We start from the raw sequence: 20,531 nt of genomic DNA, 5'->3' as shown, positions 1-20,531 counted from the left end.
GTAATTGACCTTGACAAGAAATGCTATAATTTCCTAGCAAGGGGGGAAACTAATCTCTCTCAGGGTTGCCATCGCACAATTTTGTCGGTTACTGGTTCTCGTCAGCTTGTCTGTCAAATATACCAATTCTATTTTGAATCGGTGCTGTTATATCAAGATTCAACATTTCTGGCTGCAACGGAACTGGAAAATCAAATAATCTATTCCCTCAAATCTTCTTACCTTAGAGAAAAATAATGAAATTCGAGGAAATCCAAGAGATTCTTAATGGGCAACTGCTCAAGCTTGAGAATCGCTGTCTCAATGACACAGAACAATTATTATTGCGAGGACTTTGGCAGAAAAAGAACTATCAAGAAATTGCCCAAGAAAATGGTTATAGTAGCAGTTATCTTGCCAATGTAGTTGCCCCAGGACTCTATTATAGAGTCTCGCAACTGATCGGGGAACCGATCAATAAGAAAAATTTTTTATCCAGACTACAATCTCATTTTAGCAACTCCACATCGCTTCAGTATTGCGGTAATGAATATCCCCAGAATGAGCGTCCAGAATACCCCGATGCTCCTGTTCCCTATAATTCTTATTATTATCTAAAACGAACAAATCTTGAAGCAAAAATTATCGAGGAAATCGGCCAATCTGGGGCGTTAGTTCGCATTAAGGCTCCCCAAAAATGGGGAAAAACGTCTTTATTATTAACAATTTTAGAGGCTTGTCAACAAGAGTTCTGTTATCAAATTGTTAGTTTAGATTTACAAAAAGCAGACCAAGATATTATAGCAAATTTTAACAAGTTCTTACGCTGGATTTGCCGTAATTGCGCTCGGCAGTTGAATTTAGAAGCCAAATTAGATGATTATTGGGATGAAGATATAGGAATTAAAATGAGTTGGACAATTTATTTTGAAGAGTATATTTTACGAGAGATAAAACAGCCACTGATATTGGCTTTTGATGAAGTGCATCGAGTCTTTGAACACCCGAAAGTAGCGGAAGATTTTTTACCTTTAATCCGAGCTTGTTATGAAGAATCTAAGCGCTCTCCCCTGTAGCAGAAATTACGTTTAATTATTGTTCAATCCACAGAATCTTATGTTTCTCTGCGATTAGAACAGTCTCCTTTTAATGTGGGATTACCTATAGAGTTACAGGGTTTTGGTCAAGAACAAGTGGCAGAATTGGCCAAAAAATATCAATTAAATCAATTAGCAACCAACGAAATTCAACAATTGATCGACTTAGTGGGGGGACATCCTGCCTTGATTCATTTAGCGATTTATCATCTTAGCCAAGAGCAAATCAGGATTGAAGATTTAATCAAATCAGCAACTACATCAACGGGGATTTATTCCTCTCATTTACAGCTGCACTGGGTCACTTTACAAAAACAACCCGAACTTGCCGATGTTTTTCAACAGATTTGTCAAGGGAATCAACCAATGATAGTTGATCCAATTATTGCTTATAAACTTAATAGTATGGGTTTAATTAAACTCAGAGAAAATCAAGCAGTTATCAGTTGTCAGTTGTATCAAAAATACTTTAGAAGTCAATATACTGGTTCAGTATAAACAAATTTTTGAATCATGGTGTTAAGATAGCGATCGCTCAAGCCAATCAGTATTAAATATCGTCTGATAAATCCGATTATGAACGTCCATTTTCCCGTGACGCTTTACCACTAATCCAGATAAAAATAACTCAGGTAAATAGGGATTGTTATCAATCTGTATTGCCTCTTGATGTAGGATTTGTCGATACAAGGTTAATAACTGGGGTCGGTTTGGACTTTGAAGAAGGCGATCTTGAATAGTTTTTAAATGTTCGGGTTGATCCTGCATCTCCCAATCTTGAATAATTTTTTCTGCTACTAACTGAGCTAACCATTGTTCTTCTTGATTAGAGGGGATTGGTTGCTCACTATCCCGCATCAGTTGACAGAGTTTTTGAGTTAAGAAAGGTTGCCCTCCCGTCCAGCTTAAGACTTGTTTAAGCATTGTCTGAAGATTACTGACTTTTTCTGTTAACCCATATAATAAAGGTTGGGCTTCGTGTTCCTTAAAACTTGCTAATTCAATAGCGTTACCAATATTAAAAGGTGTTTTCTGGGGGTCAGTAATTAAAGCTGAAGGTGTGGTAGCACCAAAAAAGGCAAAAGTTAGCTCTTGAAATTGAGGTTGAATCGCTCTCTGGTTATAAAAAGAACGAATTAAAGCAAAAAAGTCAGAGACATCAAATTTTAACCCTAAAATGCTATCAATTTCATCAATAAATATAACTGTCGATTGTCTAGATGGCTGCTGATCAAAATCGTCATTAACTAGAAGAAAATTTTCTATAAATTGTCCTAATCGTTGTACAGGAGGCAGGTCTAATTGTTCACTCCACCAAGCTTTAAAAGTTTTCAATTCTTTGATTAATCCAAAACTGCGGAGCAGATCAACGGCTAATCCTTTATACCATTGTTCGGGGGTAATATTGTCTGTTCCTAGCCGAGTTAAGTCAATTACTGCACATCTAATTACCTCCTTTTGTAATTGGCTCATCATCCGTACCATTAAGCTAGATTTTCCCATTTGACGTGCATTTAAAACATAGCAAAATAGACCTTGTTTGAGAGCTTTATAAAGATTGCGATCAGCTTGTCGAACCACATAATTCGGCGCATCCATCGGTAAACTTCCCCCCACTTGATAGACAAATTTGGGAGGTTGTTCAGCAGTTTTAAGCAGGTCATTTTCAAAGATAAGTTCTGCTTGAGTTGCTTTCAGTACCTCTAAAGTATTTGTGAGTTCTTTTGTCCGTTCTTCTACTCTTTGTTCTAAGGTTTGATAGAGTCTTGAGTTATCAATAGAGATAGCAGCTTGAGCTGCTAGAATATTTAATAGTTCAACTCTTTCTGAGGTAAATGCGCCTGTTGTTAAATTATTTTCTAAATAAACAATTCCTTTTAATTGACCTTGATTGAGTAAAGTAGTACAAAGAATGGATTTAGTTTTTTTAGCAATAATGTAAGAATCGTTGGTAAATTGACCTGATGAAGTGGCATCATTTAAAACGATAGTTTCTTTTGTCCGAGCGACATAATTAATAATGCTAGTGGGTAAGATAGGAATTGAGTGATTATGGTCGATAGATTCTATGGGAATTGATTGTAAGATATTAATAGTTTCTTCATCGATTGCGCCTTGGGCTTCAATGACCCAATTTCCTTGCTGTTCTAAAATCAAATAACCTTTCTGCGCTCCTGCATTTTCAATGACAATTTTCATTAAGTTTTGCAGAAGATTTTCTAGTTTAATTTCTCCAGAAATTGCTTGCGAAGCTTTGAGAATAGTGGTTAAATCAAGAACTGCTCCATCATTACCAGTGGTTGAAATGGTGGTACTCAGTCCTTTAGATTTGTTTTGACTGCTGATGCCTAATAAATATTGAGGGTATTCTTCTTCTAATTGTTTAACTTTGGCCTTTGCACCCCAACGAATGTAACAATGATAGGCATTTCTGAGATATAGTTTAGCAATTTCTTCTCTACCTAAAGTAAAATAAAATTCAGAGGCGCGTTCATAAGCTAAAGCCTCTTCATGGATAAATTCATACTTTTTTGCTCCTTCAATTGCTTTTTCATAAAATTCTTGAGCTTTCCAGTTTTGACCTAAGACTCGGGCTTTTTCTGCTTCGACTAAACAATATTTATGTTGAAAGTTTTCAGGACAGTGACTAGCATAATTCTTCAGGTAGTTTAAATTTCTATTAATTTGTTTGAATAATTCTTTTTGTTGGTCTCTATTACAACTAGGATAATAGGCAAGATGAGAAAGGGAGAAGAAAAAAATATGGTGTGGTTTGCAGATATATCCGACAATCGCCATCACATACTTATCTGCATACTGACTATTATTAAAAGCCTCGACATAATCTTTTAAAAAATAATTAATAAACATTTTGCCAAAATAGTAAATAAACAACAACCATTGATGATTATTTTGGGTAAAATCTTCTATATACTGTGCTTCTTGATCTTGGGATTTACCAATTAAAAGAAGATATTTAGGTTGATCAATACAAGTTAAATTAACAACCATATTGCTGCATATTTCTATATAGTTACGAGAATACTCAAGGTTGAGAGATTGAATTAATTGGCTATATTTGTAATAATCTTGCCCTAACTCTTCTAAATTACATCCTCCGAAAAATTTGATTAAGCAATAATCTAAAGCCAGATAAGAAACGTATTCATTATGCCCCACATTGAGAAGTTTTTGTAAACTATTCAGTAATTGTTCTAAGATTATTTTTTGATTAATATGCTCTTTCCAATACATGATAAAACCATAATACTGATGAATAATAAAAGGCTCTATCCTATTAATATTATCTTGTTCTAAGAATGCCATAGATAGTTGTCCAAACTGATAACCAAAATCAAAGTCTTCTACAATTCCACATAAAAGCACTCCATAGAGACTATAAGTAGCGGCGGCCTGAGGAGGATTGTTATAATTAAGGCAAAAATTAAGCTGAATTAATACAATTTCAACAAATAATGCAAAATTTGTTGTCGCTAAAGCAGTTGTAACCTTTTGCATTACTGAAATAGCGGCAAGCTTATAAGGATCGGTCATTTTCGGTAAGTCAACTAAGTCTTCAACTTTTTTATCTTTTAATAGTAATTTCAAGGATTTGGTTTGTTGCTTAATTTTATTTTTGATTTTTCTCTCAGTGACACCTTCTTGATTTTGGTCAATCTTGATTCCCAATTGTTCTAAAGCAATAAATGCGACCTTAATAGCTATATCTGGCTGAAATTGAGCGTAATAGGACAAGATTTCTAGTTCATAAATTTTGACTCTATCAAGAATGTTAGTCACTTTTTCTAAAATATCTGTAGATAGCCCTTTCATGCGCTCCCACTGTGTATTCTGGTAGAGAGTTTCTAACAATTCTATCTGAATTTCTAACGTTAACTGGTATTGATTTTCCCCGCTATTATTCCCTAACAATGCTAAACTTTCTTCTAAAAATCTTAATGCAACTCCATAAGCAGTTGAAACGTTTGCTTTTTTCGCCGCTTGAAGATTTAATTTAGCTAACTCATTTTTTTCTGATTGTTTAGTGATTAAAGTAGCTCCCTTATTAAAGTGATTAACAATATCAAAAAGTTGATTGTGTAAATCATCTTCTTGAATATTTTTGAGGAGGAGACGGCCAATCTCTAGATGAACTTCTCTTTTTTCTTCCTCTGATATAAGAGAATAAGAAGCTTGTTGTACTCGATCATGTAAAAATTTATAACAGACAGATAAAGAATTTTCAGCACGGTTGTTTGATAATTCTTCTAAATCTAACAGCAAAGGAACTTTATAGTTATTGTCTAGGGGAATAATCAATCCCATATCAAGAGCAGACTGTAATTCTCTAGCCGTGATAATTTGAGATTTCTGGTTGAGCAGAGCCAGAATTTTTAAGTTAAATTCATGGCCAATACAAGCAGCTAATTTGATAACCTGTTGAGTTTTATCATCTACTTTTTTGATTTTCTTGACCATCAATTCAATGACATTATCGGTGAGGGAGACCTTTTCAATTTGTTTTATATCCCATTGCCAATAAACTTGGGGATTATCTTCTGAGTTTAAAAAATATTGACCGATGTTAAGTCTTAATAACTTTTCTTGGTATAAGGAATAGAGAAGTTGACTGAGGAAAAAAGGATTTCCATTTGTTTTTTTGAAAATTAATTTAGCTAAAGGTTTTGTCAATTCTGTTGAACAAATCAGGGTATCAGCAATTAATTGATTAACATGATTTATTTTTAGGGGTTTAAGGATAATTTGGTTAATTGTGACTTTTGCTTGCTGAATTTTTTCTAAAGTCCGTCTTAATGGATGAGTTGAACTGACTTCATTATCTCGATAAGCCCCTATCAAGAGACAATATTGAATATCTGTATCTGAAATTAATTGTTCAATTAAATTCAAAGAAGGTAAATCTGCCCACTGTAAATCATCAATAAAAATAACTAATGGATGCTCTTTTGTTAAAAAGACATTCATAAATCTTTTAAAGACTCTATGAAATCGATTTTGATTTTCAGTTTTACTAAGTATTTCAACGGGATGCTGTTGCCCAATAATTTTTTCTACTTCGGGAATTATATCAATAATAATTTTTCCATTACCATCTAAGGCTTCTAACAATTTTGTTTTCCAGTTTTGTAGGATAACTTCCGGCTCACTTAAAATTGTAGATATTAAGTCATGAAAAGCTTTAGCAATAGCTGAATAAGGGATGTCTCCCTGTAATTGCTCAAATTTACCCCGAATAAACTGGCCTTTTTGTTCTGTAATCGGTTTGTGAATTTCATTGACTAAAGCAGTCTTGCCAATGCCTGAATAACCAGAAATGATAATTATTTCTTTTGTTCCCTGAATAACTCCCTCAAATGTTGTCAACAGTTGAGTAATTTCTTGTTCTCGACCATAAAGTTTTTGGGGAATCTGAAACTTTTCAAAAATATCCAGTTTTCCGAGAGAAAAGGGCAATATTTGTCCTTGAGACTGTAACTGGTTCAAGCAGGTTTCTAAATCTGCTTTGATTCCCCAAGCACTTTGATATCTTTCTTCTGGCGTTTTCGCTAATAATTTGATAACTAGATTAGAAATTGCTAAGGGAATATCTGAGGTGATTTCATGAGGGGGTAAGGGATGTTGTGCGATATGGCAATGAACTAACTCCATTGGGTCAGTTGTTGCAAATGGAAGTTTATTAGTTAAAAGTTCATAAAAAGTTACCCCCAGACTATAAAAATCACTCCGATAATCGAGTTTTCGATTCATTCTTCCGGTTTGTTCTGGGGCAATATAAGCTAATGTTCCTTCTAATTGATAGGGAGAACAAAAGGTTTGAATTTCTTGAGATAAATGAGTAGCAATTCCAAAATCAATAATTTTAAGTTTTTGAGTTTGCCGATTATAAACAATGTTAGATGGATTAATATCTTTGTGAATAATATTAGCGTTATGAATGGCCGCTAATCCCTCTGTTATCTGAATGGCAATGATTAAACATTCTTCTGGACTTAATTGACATTGAGATAATAATAAATCTAAAGACTGCCCACCAAAATCTTCCAAAAACATGACTAAACTATTCTCATGTCTTTGTAAATCATAGGACTTAATGGTATTATCTACCTTTAAAGAGGAAGTAATTTCATATTCCTGTTTGTAGCGTGTAAGGTCTGAAACACTTGGATAATTTTCTTTAAGAATTTTCAGAATAGTAGGTTGATTATCTGGCTGTGTAGTTCCTCGATAAACTAAGGTTTTGTTACTTTCATATATTTTTTCAAGGATCTGATAGTTAGTCACCATAATATTTTAACCCAGTAAGCCATAGGATAAACCCATGTTTAAAGTTTAACACTTATTCTATGGCTAGGCTAGGTCTTGTGATGGGTATTTAATTAGGTACAAGTTGTTGGAAGATAAGGAACTGGTGGAAAGGGATCGCTAACTGTTTCGTTTGGGTTGTTCACATCTACCTTGCTTGTTAACCATGCAAGCGGGACATCATCTAAATTAACATTCTCGGCACTGGGTTTGGGAGGATAGGGCAATGTCATAATAAAGAAAGGTCCTTCTTGTTCTACAGAAGGTTGCGTCATTTCTCTGAGACTTCCTTCAAAGGTATCCCAGTTGACTTGGATGAGAAAATAGTTGATTTCTTTCGGATCAAAAATTGATCCAAAACTATTATTCGGAAACCAAGGTTCTAACAAATCTCCTTTTTTTCCTGTCAGTAAATCTACCCTATGTATATAGGTCGTACTTTGGCGTTCAAAATCATTGTTCTTGAAGTCGAGAAATATCCGCCGTATTTGTCGAGCATTTTCATGTTCTAGCCAAGAAATAGCTACGAGTTGAGACAATTTTTTGCACTGTTTTACAATTCGATTATAATAGTTATGTGTAGTCTTTACCCCATCTGAATCTGACGCAAGGGAAGCTTTCTCGGTATTGGTACTAACAACGAAGCTGTGTAATTGCTTGATACTTTGAGATGTAATCATGAGCAGAAACTCCTTTGATTTGAAGATTTGTTGAAAAAATAGAGACGCTAAATGATGGCTAAACTCCGTAAAAAAATTTCGTTAAGAGGCTAAAGCATAAAATCGCTGAGGATTTTCCCAAACGATTTTTTTAACTATCTCCTGAGATAAGTTGTCTTCAAGTCCTATAACTTTTTTTGCCCCATCAGCCTGATGATCCATGTGAGGATAATCAGACTCGAAGATTAAGTTATCAGAACCGATAAAATCAATGACCTGAGCCAAACAGGGTTCAGAGGGTTCCACTGCAATGTAACACTGACGGCGAAAATACTCCGATGGTGGTAATTTTACCCGATCTTGGACTTCCCAATGTAAATTTTTATACTCTTCGTCAAGCTTCCATAACCAATAGGGAAGCCAACCACACCCTGACTCTAGAAACGCCACCCTCAGCCTCCGATGACGTTCTAAAACCCCCCCCTCAATTAAGGCTAACAGTGCCATCATTTGTTCCATCGGGTGAGAACAAGCATGAAGCGCAAACCGACTATTAAACCGCTCTGCGCCAGTGGTGGGTAAGCGGCTATGAGTGCCTTCATGAATTCCTACAGCCATGTCCAAATCCTCGCAGGCCGCCCAAAAGGGTTCATAGGCTGGATCGCTCAAAATTCTGCCTTTAACGGGGTTAGGGCGCAAAAAAACCGCCTTCCAGCCCAACTTTGCCATGCGGTGTAGCTCTTTGACCATATCTTCGGGATCGTGTTGATTGACTGCAGCGACTCCTTTCAGTCTAGGGGGGTCATAGCTACAAAATTCTTCCGATAACCATCTATTATAGGCACGGACAAAAGCCCCCATCACTTCGGCGGGTAGGCTATCAATGGCAAATAACCACAGTCCATAAGTAGGATAAATAAAGGCAATGTCTACCCCCATTTGTACCATTGCTTGAACATGGGACTCTGGGTTATAGCGATTGAGATAAGCTTGGGGATGAGCTTGCCTCATCTGCTTATTCCCTTCTGCTTGGACTTGTGGGGAGATTTTTTGACTAATCGGTTCTCCTTTGATTTTCATGTCAGCAGAAGGAGCAAATTCCCTAAATTTAGGTTCTAGGTATTGTCCCCACATTGCGGGGGGTTCAATGACATGGGAATCAGCATCAATAATTTTGTACCCGTTGAGCATAGAGGGTTTTCGGCAATTTTCTACCTAAATTATATTTGATTGGGAAAAAGCGATCGCTTTTTTGCGGCTTTCTTTTCATCCTCTAAAACTCCATGGATTGATTGGGTTAAACTTGATACAGCACTTTATTAAACTTAAGCAGGGAGGCACAATTATTTGTAGGATGGGTTAGCGGTAGCGTAACATGATCGGGCTTAGAAGTGGGTTGTCAGATTCTCTACAGTGAAGATTGACGAGATGGTTAGCACATAGATAATCAACTGAGGATTATTAATCCTTTCCAGGTTGAATTTTTGTTGATAACTCATATCAAGTAATATTGGTCTATTATACCAGAATTTTGTAATTATATAGGATATCATTTCTTGATTTTCTAAGAAATGGGATCGCTTCTTTGAGGTTAATAACCATTACCACAACCCTCTGAAGGGGTTTTGAGCTTGACTCAACCTTCTAAGATACATATAATGTATGTATGACATTTGAATATGATCCCAGAAAAGCAAAAACCAACTGGCAAAAGCACGGTGTTTTCTTTGCAGAAGCTGAAATGGTGTTTTTTGATCCCCTCGCTATTCATGATCTTGATCCCGATTGTATAACAGAAGAACGTTTTATAGCGTTTCCCAATCTCATGAGGTACACCAAAATCTTAAATCCTGAATCCCGAATCCTGACTCCTGAATCCTGAATCCCGAATCCTGACTCCTGACTCCTGACTCCTCAAAACCTAAGACTCTGTACCTCACAACTATGGGAATTGCTATATTGCAGTGGGGATGGGAAACATGGGATCACTATTAGTGGTTATTTATACTTTGCGGGGTGAAGTCATTCGCTTGATTTCTGCTCGTCGTGCTACAAAACAAGAGAGAAAAACTTATGAGAAAGGAATATGATTTTTCTAAAGGAAAACGAGGGGCGCTCATTTCCTCTCAGGGAAAAACACGCATTACCATTTATCTAGATGATGAGATTCTAGCTTATTTTCGAGAACAGGCTGAAACCGCAGGAATGGGTTATCAAACCCTAATTAATGAGGCTTTAAAACAATATATCCAATCTCCTTCTGAGCGATCGCTCACTCAGTCCGATTTACGCCGTATTCTTCGGGAAGAATTATAAGTTATACGCACAGAAAACGGGTTTCTCCGAGAAACCCGTTTTCTACTCATGCAATAGGCAAAAGGGTAAATAAATAATCAGTTTTTAATAACCAGATTTAGTATTAGGCGATCGCTGTGTTGTTCTTAGGAATAGCGATCGCTTTTTAATTTTTTCTGGTCAAAGTTTAGTTAAACGGTAAGAGGGGTAATTTTGTAAAGATGTGCTAAATTGGAAGCTTTTTGTAGATCACCTTGACGAAGGGCTTCCCGGACATCATCTAATTTTTGAGCGTCTTCTAATGATAAATAGGGCGACCATCCTTCGGGAGTCTCAATCAGTTCGACTTCCACTTCAGCCATGTACTCTCCAATGTGGATGAGTTTAATATGAGGCTTTTTTGTCATGGTTTTCTCCTTGTAAAATCACTTGACCACGGGAAAGTAAAGCCAGAACTAATTGAAAGGTTATACTCATAATCCGGTGGTAGCATCTCCTTACTTAGGGCAGGTGTTTTCCTTGAGGGATAAGCGATCGCTTTTTTGCTGCCTTCTTTTCATCCCCTGAAACCGCTACAAGTCAGAAGGTAAAAGGGTTTTGATGATTTTAGTCGCCTGATTAATTCATGTGTTCTCCTTAAGGAATTAGGGAGTCACACCATAAAGTGACCCTTTAAATCTAATAGACCTCTTGCATAATTTTTTTATGGTATAATATAAGGTTTTGCTTTTTTCTCAATTCTTAGATTGAAGTGGAAAAAAGAATAAAATGTGATCTTAGGTCAGGAAATCATCTATAATTTTGCTATGTTTATTAGCAAAATTATGGATTATCAAAACTTATCAGATGAACAATTCAAACGCCGTTTCGGTGTGTATAAACAAACATATAGAAAGATGGTAGAATCAGTAAAAAGTGTTGAAGACGACTCTAATTCACCATCTAAAAGGGGACCGAAACCTAAACTATCTATAGAAGAACAAGTTTTAGTAACGTTAGAATATTGGCGAGAATATAGAACATATTTTCACATTGGTACAAGCTGGGAACTATCAGAATCAACTATATGTCGGATTGTAAATAAGACGGAAAAAATGCTTTTACAATCGGGAAACTTCCGTTTAAAAGGAAAAAAAGCTCTACTAAATCAAGCAGAGATACCGGTCGTAACGGTAATGGATGTAACGGAAACTCCCATTGAACGCCCCCAAAAGAAACAGAAAGATTTTTTGGGGGGTAAAAGAGGTTATCATACTTTAAAATTCCAATTAGTAGCTGATCAAAATACAGAGGAAATTATCTGTGTCTTTTGTGGGAAAGGCAGAGGTCATGATTTTAGTTTATTTAAAAAAAGTCGAGTTCGTTTTCATCCTTTAACTACCAGCATAGAAGACAGTGGTTATCAGGGAATAGCTCCATACCATAGTAATAGTTATACACCGAAAAAGAAATCGAAAAATAGAAAATTAACAGAGTTAGAAAAAGAGTATAACAAGGCTTTAGCCAAAGAAAGGATTATCATTGAACATATAAATAGGAAACTCAAAATCTTTAAAATCTTATCCTGTAAATATCGGAATCGTCGTCGAAGATATAGTTTAAGAGTTAACTTGTTGGCGGCTATTTATAACTGTGAGTTAGGGATAGGTATAGCAGCTTCTTAAAAGTTGCCTAAAGATTAATCAAGTCAAGGAGAATTTATTCTCAATTATAAAAATTGAGATAGTTTGTGCCGCTTAAATAAAGAGGTTTTGATAACCAAATTAAAGCATATCTAAAGAGTTTTGAGTTAAAAGTTAAACTTCAAGTTTTCATTCAGGACGAACGTACTGGTTAACTAATTTTTTGGGGAAAGTTAGTTAACCTATCATTATAACATATAATTAATTTGCAAGAGTTCTATTCTACTTCACCCTTCGCTGTTCTGCCCTCAGCCTTAGAAACAGAGGGATCACAAGCGAAAACCACCTCTATTATGTCAATTCATCCTTCTAGTCTTAATTCCATGTCAGTTACCCCCAACAATGAAGTGAATTCTTCTATTACCCCCTCTGCTTGTGCCTGTAGTGGCAATGGTAATGGTGCGCCCCAAATTGTTTACGCAATTGGTCAATTAGGCACAGATTTCGGCACAGAAGCACGGCGAGATTCTTTTACTCAAGCCATGCCTCCTGATATGAGTTTGTTAGAGTATCTTAATGAAAATCCCTATGAGGCGCAATCCCTGATTTGGACACTGAGTTTGGATGCAACACCTATTTACGCCATTGTGCCAGTGGGTGCTGATGCTAGTGTGACATTTGATCGACTCCGTGCCTATTTAGGAGATGAAAATATTGAACGAATCTCAGTGCCAGGGGTGATTAGCGGTAGTGTTCGCTTAATGTCCGGTCAAGTTGTCCCTGTGATTATTCCTGAAGTACGGGGGATGTATAGCTGGTCGGTTCCCGCTTTAGTGCAATCAGTGATGCCTCAAATGGCTGGCACTAATGTTTCAGAAGACAGTTTACGTTCTCAAATTGAAGACTATTTGAATCGGATTTATTATGATTATCAGAATTTAGGGACAACCCCTCAAGAACGAGCCTTAAATTTCTCAGCCACTAACGCTTTTCAGTCTTCTGTGGCGATTGCGAGCGCGGCAGGTGGTCAACGGGTTCTGGATTCTATTTCCGTGGAAAAAAGCCCGATTTGTCGCCCTGATTCCGATTGCTACGACGTAAAATTAAGCTTCTTTGATCCCGAAAATAACCAGCGTTCTAATCGAGTTTTTCGTTTCACCATTGATGTGAGCCATGTCATTCCCGTCACTATCGGTCAAGTTCGTTCTTGGTCTCAATCTTAACACATCACAGGAGAACTTATGTCTATCCAAGCCGTCAGACAGTTTAATGAAATTGCTGAGAGTGATCTAGAAATTCAAAATAGTCTAGAGGTAACAACAGATGTCCAAAGTTTAATGGATCTTACTGTTATACTGGCTGCTGAGAGAGGCTTCAGCTTTACCTCTGAAGATCTGGCAGAATACTATTCCGAAGAAAGTAGAAGACGTCCTGAGATATCTCTCAGAAATGTGATGCTTTTAACTAAAAAATATGCGTTCGAAAGCGACCCAGAAGTTTGTGATCGATTGCCTTACTTAGCTCGTGAAATCTGCCGAAAACTCAATTCTTAAAAGGAGAAATACTCATGAATCTTCCCCTTCAAGTCCCACCCACTTCGAGAAAAGTAAGTACAGTAAGGCTTTCTGGAATCAGAGGAATCGAAGGCGTTGCTGAATTAAGCTATGAATCAGTAAGGAATAGGCACTTCTTGAAACTTCAGATAATGAATTAATAAACGAATAGAGTATCCTAACATTTCTGTAGACTTAGAATAGCAGAGTGTTTGGCGATGCAATCGGGCTAGATAATGTCTTAAACGTGTGTTCTCACCCTCTACTCTGGTCATATAAGTCTTACTAATTATATGGTCGCCCTCTGCTATAAAACATGGATAAACTGACCATCCATCACTCACATAAAAATAGCATCCCCAAGACTTAACTAATTCCCATAATGGGCGAAACGTTTCGCTACTATGGTCTCCGATTACCCAACCTAAAATTCCTTTTTTAAAGTGGTCAACGGCTGTCCACACCCAGATTTTGTTTTTTTTGAGCCAACAAAGGTTTCCAATTCATCCAGTTCCCCTACTTCAGGAATTGTTTCTGGGTCATAGGAACCCCTGGCAATAATTCTCCCACAGATTTTACCCAATTAATTACGGTCGTATGATGAACTCCCTTTAGCCTTTCTATTCCTCTAAATCCCATCCCATTAACATAGGCAGTTAGGCATTCTCGCTTCGTTTTTTCGTCATAGCCTTTCTGTTTTTCATAGTTATTAATAAATTGACGGCCACAGGTTACACAAATATGATTTTGTTTACCTTGTTTATTGATGCCATTTTTACGGATATGGGTAGATTTACATTCAGGGCATTGCATTTTGATTTCCTCCATTCATATCTCTATTATGCAACGCCGAATCGAACTATCTGATTTAGCTTGCGATCTCTGTTGTGGATTAGGAGGTCAAACCGCTTGCGGTGCGATCAGTGGTTGTAGTTGTTCTCTGTAGAAATTAACAATTTAATTAGGAGAAAAAAACATGAACCTTCCAGTTCAATCCCAACCTGTTGCTCGGAATTTAAGAAATGCCCAATGTAATTCTCTTATCTATCCTTACGGCATGGGTTTAGGAATTAATGCCAGTGCTTATTGTACTTGCAGAAATGGTTCAGTAGATATCAACAAATGTGGCAAGGCTTTACAACCTAAATGTGATGGTGATAGTTGCGACTGCGTACAAAAATAAAGACTAGGGAAAAACCCCAATGACTTATCTAATTCTCGCCTCACATATACCGCGAATCAGTGATATGTGTTAGGCAAACTCTCAAACCATTAACAAACAGTCAACTCTCAAATAAGGAGAAAAAACCGATGAATCTTCCCATTCAATCCCAACCTGTTGTGCGGACTGCGAACATTACTTCTGTTTCTGGATTAGGCATTAATCTATCGTTCTTCTGTCCGTTTGGGTGTGGCGTGGTCAACTGCGGACAAGGTCGGCACTGTGTTGACACTGGCTTCATGAGCTGTGACTGCGTAAACGGATAGGAAATCCAAAGGAAAGAGTGCGATCACACTGTCTGCTAGTAGCGGCTAATTTTCTGAATTAGACCTTTTGTTAAAATACCAAAATCTAACTCAGAAATAAAGAACGAGGGAAAGGTTTAAAAATCATATTTTTTTTCCTTTCTCTCTTTCTCAACTGCTTACAAAAGTCAATTATATAGGCTTTGTAGTCTAGGCAATTGGCAATCATTCTGAAATCAGTCAATTTTTCATTAAGGAGAAAAAACCAATGAATCTTACCATTCAATCTCAACCTGTGATGCGTAACGTTTGAGTAATTTTTTCAGTCAATTTTTTCAATAAATTTTGTTCACATCTTATTCCCAAAAAGGAGAATCAATCAATGAGTAATTCTAATTTCTTAATTTTATCCTGTGACGGGGGTGGTATTCGGGGATTAATCACCGCCATGATTCTGCAAGAACTCGATAAACAAATCCCTTTTCTTGACAAAATTGATCTGTTTACAGGAACATCAACAGGGGGAATTATTGCTTTAGGATTAGCTAGTGGTATTCCTATTGCCGATGCGGTTAATATTTATAACAGCAGCACTAATTGTTCCCAAATCTTTACCCCTTATCAACCCCCTAAGTCAGATGCTTTTTTAGATCGTTTTCTGGAAGAACTGGCTAAGAGCAATGAATTGAAAGACACCATTTTTGCAAAGATTATAGAAAATCTAGAACAACTATTGTATGTCAAATATGACAACAATGGATTAAAATCGGTTTTGGAGAATAGTTTAACCCAGTTTAACCAACCCTTATCGACCCTAGAATCTAAAGTTTTAGTAACGACATTTCAACTGTATAATGAAGCCGACACAAATAATCCTTCATGGAGACCCATAACCCTTGATAATTTACCCAACAGTGCCAGCCAGGATACACTAATGATAGATGCTGCGCTTTGTACCAGTGCCGCACCGGTGTATTTTCCCCCTTATAAGCATCCTACTTATGGACTTTGTATTGATGGTGGTGTATTTGCTAACAACCCTAGCACATTAGCCTTAGCTAGAGTTCTAGGTTCGGGAATTTTAAAGGACAGAAATCTTGCTATTGGAGACATTAAAATACTATCAGTTGGGACGGGGCAAACTCACAATCGGATGAGACCAGAGTATCAACCCGATGGACTGTTAAGATATGGACCGACAACATGGTTTTGGCCAATAGAATTTGATGACACACCAAAGATTCCCTTACTTTCAATCATGATGGATGGTTCATCAATTTTAGATGATTTTCAGGTAAAAATGATCTTGGGGGATCGACAATATCAGCGAATTAATGTCGATTTAACAGAAACGATTCCTCTGGATGGTTGCTCTCAAATTCCCAAGATGAAAGATTTGGTAGATGATTATATTAAATCCTCTGCGTGGACTGAGAATATCACTTGGATACAAAACTATTTCCTTAACCTTAAGTAGAACTCTCGCCTATTTTCAGCAGGTGTGTTACTTCGGTGACACACCCTTTGTCTATCTGTCATCAGGGCAGCTTATCCATTTCTGGCTCAGATCGGTTAGAATTGAGAAGTTATCAGCCTGGAAATTCGTTTTATCCTCGCGCTCATAATAAAATGTAGAACAAGCTTCTAGTTTGTCAGGGATAAAATACCTGTACTTTGTTAATTCTCTATGTACCCTATAATGACCATTAAGCCTTAAACTAGGAGAAAAACTGATGGAAAAATTGATCCAATTACATATTGAAAAGCTACCCGAAGGAGTCTATTTAGCAACCTCCGATGACTTACAGGGATTAGTTGCACAAGGGAAAACCCTTAAAGAAACCCTAGAAATTGCCAGAGATGTCGCTCATCAATTAATCGAGGCTAAAAAACAACGCAATCAAATTGATAATTTAAAAGATATAGAAGATGATTTTTACTACCCTTTAGTTGTCTAAACAGATTAAAATAAAAAATGGGAAGATTATCAGGATTTCGGTATCGTGATATTATCAAAAAACTTAAAAAGCTTGGTTTTGTTTTAGATCGCCAAGCCGCAGGTAGTCACGAAATTTGGTACAATCCAGAGACAGAGAACTATACAACAATTCCTAATCATTCTGGTGATCTACCAGAGGGGACTGTAAGAGCTATTCTCAAACAGGCTGGTATTAGTCCAGATGATTTTTTACAAACAAAATAAAAACTTAATTTGTAACCATTCAGTTATAATGTCCCCTATTCCAAAGCATTACATCCACATGGGAAAAGGATTTAATTCATCTTCCGTCAAAGTCTCTTTTAACCATCCCATGCTAACAGGAACATCATATAATCTTCCTGCCCCTAAACGCTTCCACATATGACGCATTCCGGGGATAATGACTTGAGCAACTCTTAAACCAATATCAGCACGAGTTTGGTCTAATACTAACATTTCCATCCCCTTTGACTCAACAATTCGCTGACACAATTTAACATCCTCTAATAAATCATCACTAGCTAATTGTAAATAATCATAACTTTTTTTCGGTATTATTTTACTATCGGGAACTAAATAAGATTGATTGCTTAACCTTGCAGTTTGCCACCATTTAACCGCCAAAGGATCCGCAGAAGGATTATAAATCGTTGTCCCATCTTCCTTAAAAGATAACACATTCGGTAAGATTTGATTAACCTCCGTTAACGCTCGACTAATAGCAATTTTCGGGTCAAAATGCGCTCCATATCCTAATAAAATATCCTCCACTTCCTGCTCCTTTCTCGGACTAATAGCAGCAAAACAAGGGATATTCAAATCACTGGTAATATCTAATACCCATAGCTCCCTATTTAACCCCTCATAATATTGCTTTAATTGCTCAAAATACGGCTGATAAAAACTTTCCAGATTAACGGAAGGTTTAACTAATTGATTATACCACCATAAAGCCACACAATCCCGTTCCACTAACTCCATAAACCCTTGTAAAATCGCTTCTTCTATCGTATTTCCTGCGGCGCAGCCATTAGAATCCGCCCAACAATCTAAGGGTTCAGATTGAGAATAACCATAATAACAATATCCCGTCGGTAAATATTTAAAATCTTGAGCAGTTAAAGACCATACAGGTGTCCAATCAATGATTCTAGTTTCATCAAAAGGTTCAGGGACTTTTTGAAACCATCCTTGATTCTTCGCATTCCATTCTTCTCGATGTTGATATTGTTTTTCACTAAAATTCATACATTTGTTAGGATGAATAGCTTTATCTCCTAACTCTTGATAACTCGCTTTTTCTCTGATTTCATTCCCTTGAAAAACTCCCGAATAGCGCTCAATAGCTTCACAAAATCCACTTGCTTTTGCTTGACTATCTGTACGGCCTTTTCCCGCACTTCTACCTCCAATATTTTGCCGTAAACTGTCTAAATCATCAAACACACTGCGAAAATGATGTTTAGCTACATAAGTATGAACTAAAGCATTCCCTTGTATCTTATTTAATTCTCGCACAATTCCCGTAATAGGACCGATATGATGTTGATAGGTTCTTAAGGTTTCTTCAGGAGAACAAAAACGATGTCCCCCATCACTGGTAAAAGCCTTTTTCCGATGTCCCAAAACCACAGGTAAAGGTGTTTTATTTAGAGAATATCCACAACTAGGACAGTTCGGACATTTAACTAAAATATGCTCTTGAAATTGTAAATTTAAAGTATCATAAGTCATTAGTATTCCTTCTAAACGTTGATTTTTACCTTGAATAATCCACTTAAAAACCTCCATAGCCGTCAGATTTAAAACCGTCTGTATTGTCGCTGAAGAAAACCCTAAAGGAGAAATTAAAGAAATCTTATTTTCTCTCTGTCTAATGATAAATTCCTCCACGGGACGATTATCTCGTAATCGTTGAGCCAAACAATGCCAACAACCAGTTTTATCGGGATCAAATAAGGGACCAATCCAGGCTAGGTTTCCCAGGGGATTAACTAATAACCAAGGCTTGTGCGAGGCTAAAGCTTGTTGATTAATACTCTCTAAATCAGGATGAAGATAATTATCGGTTAAAATAATGGTTAAATCCCCTTCATCTGCGACTTGAACTTGCAAGGAATTTAAAATATTGATCAAATCTTGCTGGGGAATTGAGCCTAGGCTTTTAACGGTAACCTTCAGAGATTGTAATCGTTCAAAAGCTTGGGATTGAGAAACCTGAAGATGATGGCATAAAATTGCTAGATTAGACGGTAATAATTCTTTTTTTTCTAATAAAAACCCTCGTTTATATAACTGAAAAATTGCTTTTTGAATTGCCAGACTATAATTAATAATAACTGCAAGCGAATTAGGATTATTGGGATTAATTTCTTGATTTTGTAAAAATTCTAACTGAAGAATATCAATAATTTCATCAAAATTACGTTGACCATCGATTAATCTTACTAAACGATAATAAAGCGGCTCTTGAAAACAGATAGATTCTCGCTCAGATAGAAAAAATACCGTATTTGGTTCTAAGGTTTCAATTGAGTAGGCAGGCAGGATTCCAATCAAGCTGGTTGAACACAATGTTTACTCTCTTTTTAAGGGATAGTTAAGGTTAATTATATACCTATAATATCAGGTTGATAGCAGTTATCTTAATGGTGAGGGGCGAAGTTTTCGTTTTCGGGAACAGGGAACGGCGAGGGAGCAGCCCATTTATGCCAAAATATAAAAGCGATCGCTAAAATTGATTAAATTTATGCAATATGGAGACAAGTAATTTAGCTTCACTCTCGCCTCTAAGAAGAAATTAAGCTAGGGATTTAGTCAATTTGGTCAAGAATAATCGGTTAGAGGTGAGAAATCAGCCCCCTAATTTCTTCCCTGCCTAAAATTTCTCAATTTCTCGGAATAAATTTTACTACCAAAATCAGGGTAAATAGCCCAAATATAAACTTAATAAAGTTTTAATAGACATTTAAGCCCTAATAGATCAATCTTACCTTTTTTAAAGCCGATATGCTGCCCCGCTAATCCTTTTCAGACTTGAAAACTAGCTATTCTGTTGGGGGTTGGCCGTGAGAGAGGTCAATTTTCAAGGATAATTTGTAACAGAGTGTTGAAAATTCCCTTAATCTTAGTTATGAGCGATCGCCCACCAGAACTAACCCTAGCCGACCAGGCCCCTGCCAACTACGAATGTCGCTCCTGCGGCTACGTTTACGACCCCAGCAAGGGAGATAGTAAAACCAACACTCCTGCCGGAACCCCCTTCGAGGAATTGCCAGAAACGTGGCGCTGTCCCGTGTGTGGTGTGCGTCGTTCCCAATTTATCAACATTGGAGCTAAAGATGCTCCTTCGGGATTCCAAGAAAATCTTAGCTATGGTTTTGGAGTCAACCGTCTCACTCCCGCACAAAAAAATATTTTGATTTTCGGGGCTTTAGCGCTAGGATTTGTTTTCTTTATTAGTTTATATGGTTTAAACTAACTCAAGCACTCATTATCTTTAAATCCAACGGCTCTTATGAGCCTGTAACTCATCGGGTACAAACCTTAATCCG

General features: G+C 36.8%; 15 protein-coding genes and 3 pseudogenes. 12 read left to right on the top strand and 6 right to left on the bottom strand.

What is annotated here, in order from left to right; translation table 11 throughout:
- The first annotated feature begins 236 nt into the window (after window positions 1-236).
- A pseudogene (locus N0824_RS08230) lies at window positions 237-1,574 on the top strand (AAA-like domain-containing protein).
- A gap of 21 nt (window positions 1,575-1,595) precedes the next feature.
- Here N0824_RS08230 and N0824_RS08225 read toward each other — a convergent pair.
- The 3 genes from N0824_RS08225 to N0824_RS08215 form a co-directional block, all read right to left on the bottom strand.
- Window positions 1,596-7,382 (bottom strand): AAA family ATPase, encoded by a 5,787-nt coding sequence (locus N0824_RS08225; RefSeq protein ID WP_108936403.1) that lies wholly within the window; start codon window positions 7,380-7,382, stop codon window positions 1,596-1,598.
- A gap of 92 nt (window positions 7,383-7,474) precedes the next feature.
- The gene (locus N0824_RS08220) at window positions 7,475-8,080 is read right to left on the bottom strand and encodes a hypothetical protein (protein WP_108936402.1); all 606 of its coding nucleotides are present in this window, start codon (window positions 8,078-8,080) and stop codon (window positions 7,475-7,477) included.
- Between the two features lie 81 nt (window positions 8,081-8,161).
- Window positions 8,162-9,250, bottom strand: coding sequence for an amidohydrolase family protein (locus tag N0824_RS08215; protein WP_108936401.1), 1,089 nt, complete (start codon window positions 9,248-9,250; stop codon window positions 8,162-8,164).
- A gap of 475 nt (window positions 9,251-9,725) precedes the next feature.
- On the opposite strand from N0824_RS08215, the gene N0824_RS08210 reads away from it, so the two are divergent.
- The 3 genes from N0824_RS08210 to N0824_RS08200 all read left to right on the top strand — a co-directional run bounded on the left by N0824_RS08210 (window position 9,726) and on the right by N0824_RS08200 (window position 10,375).
- Window positions 9,726-9,941 (top strand): BrnT family toxin, encoded by a 216-nt coding sequence (locus tag N0824_RS08210; RefSeq protein ID WP_233256387.1) that lies wholly within the window; start codon window positions 9,726-9,728, stop codon window positions 9,939-9,941.
- 88 nt (window positions 9,942-10,029) lie between these two features.
- Window positions 10,030-10,149: a BrnT family toxin gene (locus N0824_RS08205; RefSeq protein ID WP_306438739.1), complete on the top strand. Its 120-nt coding sequence runs from the start codon at window positions 10,030-10,032 to the stop codon at window positions 10,147-10,149.
- Window positions 10,133-10,375, top strand: a complete 243-nt coding sequence (locus N0824_RS08200) for a BrnA antitoxin family protein (RefSeq protein ID WP_108936400.1) — start codon at window positions 10,133-10,135, stop codon at window positions 10,373-10,375. Before N0824_RS08205 ends, N0824_RS08200 begins: the two co-directional genes overlap by 17 nt.
- Window positions 10,376-10,545: 170 nt before the next feature.
- On the opposite strand, the gene N0824_RS08195 is transcribed toward N0824_RS08200, so the two are convergent.
- Window positions 10,546-10,761 carry a hypothetical protein gene (locus tag N0824_RS08195; RefSeq protein ID WP_002757627.1) on the bottom strand — a complete coding sequence of 72 codons (216 nt, stop codon included), beginning with the start codon at window positions 10,759-10,761 and terminating at the stop codon, window positions 10,546-10,548.
- 399 nt (window positions 10,762-11,160) lie between these two features.
- Between N0824_RS08195 and N0824_RS08190 the strand changes: the two genes are divergently transcribed.
- The 3 genes from N0824_RS08190 to N0824_RS08180 all read left to right on the top strand — a co-directional run bounded on the left by N0824_RS08190 (window position 11,161) and on the right by N0824_RS08180 (window position 13,529).
- Window positions 11,161-12,018 (top strand): IS5 family transposase, encoded by an 858-nt coding sequence (locus N0824_RS08190; protein WP_108936439.1) that lies wholly within the window; start codon window positions 11,161-11,163, stop codon window positions 12,016-12,018.
- A gap of 341 nt (window positions 12,019-12,359) precedes the next feature.
- Window positions 12,360-13,199 (top strand): peptidase, encoded by an 840-nt coding sequence (locus N0824_RS08185; RefSeq protein WP_233256385.1) that lies wholly within the window; start codon window positions 12,360-12,362, stop codon window positions 13,197-13,199.
- 18 nt (window positions 13,200-13,217) lie between these two features.
- Complete coding sequence (locus N0824_RS08180; RefSeq protein WP_108936398.1) at window positions 13,218-13,529, top strand: Nif11-like leader peptide family natural product precursor; 312 nt, start codon at window positions 13,218-13,220, stop codon at window positions 13,527-13,529.
- A gap of 116 nt (window positions 13,530-13,645) precedes the next feature.
- Here N0824_RS08180 and N0824_RS08175 read toward each other — a convergent pair.
- Window positions 13,646-14,342, bottom strand: a pseudogene (locus N0824_RS08175) (IS1 family transposase).
- A gap of 163 nt (window positions 14,343-14,505) precedes the next feature.
- On the opposite strand from N0824_RS08175, the gene N0824_RS08170 reads away from it, so the two are divergent.
- The 4 genes from N0824_RS08170 to N0824_RS08155 all read left to right on the top strand — a co-directional run bounded on the left by N0824_RS08170 (window position 14,506) and on the right by N0824_RS08155 (window position 17,199).
- Window positions 14,506-14,712: a hypothetical protein gene (locus tag N0824_RS08170; RefSeq protein ID WP_108936397.1), complete on the top strand. Its 207-nt coding sequence runs from the start codon at window positions 14,506-14,508 to the stop codon at window positions 14,710-14,712.
- A gap of 666 nt (window positions 14,713-15,378) precedes the next feature.
- Window positions 15,379-16,473 carry a patatin-like phospholipase family protein gene (locus N0824_RS21285; RefSeq protein WP_255420519.1) on the top strand — a complete coding sequence of 365 codons (1,095 nt, stop codon included), beginning with the start codon at window positions 15,379-15,381 and terminating at the stop codon, window positions 16,471-16,473.
- 256 nt (window positions 16,474-16,729) lie between these two features.
- Window positions 16,730-16,954, top strand: a complete 225-nt coding sequence (locus N0824_RS08160; RefSeq protein ID WP_108936396.1) for a type II toxin-antitoxin system HicB family antitoxin — start codon at window positions 16,730-16,732, stop codon at window positions 16,952-16,954.
- A 17-nt stretch (window positions 16,955-16,971) separates the two neighbouring features.
- Window positions 16,972-17,199 (top strand): type II toxin-antitoxin system HicA family toxin, encoded by a 228-nt coding sequence (locus N0824_RS08155; protein ID WP_045357929.1) that lies wholly within the window; start codon window positions 16,972-16,974, stop codon window positions 17,197-17,199.
- 48 nt (window positions 17,200-17,247) lie between these two features.
- Here the strand turns inward: N0824_RS08155 and N0824_RS08150 are convergent.
- Window positions 17,248-19,549 (bottom strand): annotated as a pseudogene (locus N0824_RS08150) (TOMM precursor leader peptide-binding protein).
- A gap of 561 nt (window positions 19,550-20,110) precedes the next feature.
- On the opposite strand from N0824_RS08150, the gene N0824_RS08145 reads away from it, so the two are divergent.
- Complete coding sequence (locus N0824_RS08145) at window positions 20,111-20,458, top strand: rubredoxin (protein WP_002757647.1); 348 nt, start codon at window positions 20,111-20,113, stop codon at window positions 20,456-20,458.
- Window positions 20,459-20,531 lie beyond the last annotated feature (73 nt).

This window comes from Microcystis sp. 0824, from assembly GCF_003112475.1.
GTDB classification, from domain to species: Bacteria; Cyanobacteriota; Cyanobacteriia; order Cyanobacteriales; family Microcystaceae; genus Microcystis; species Microcystis aeruginosa_C.
The sequence above is the reverse complement of the archived record's forward strand: the minus strand, read 5'-3'. Positions and strand labels throughout refer to the sequence as shown.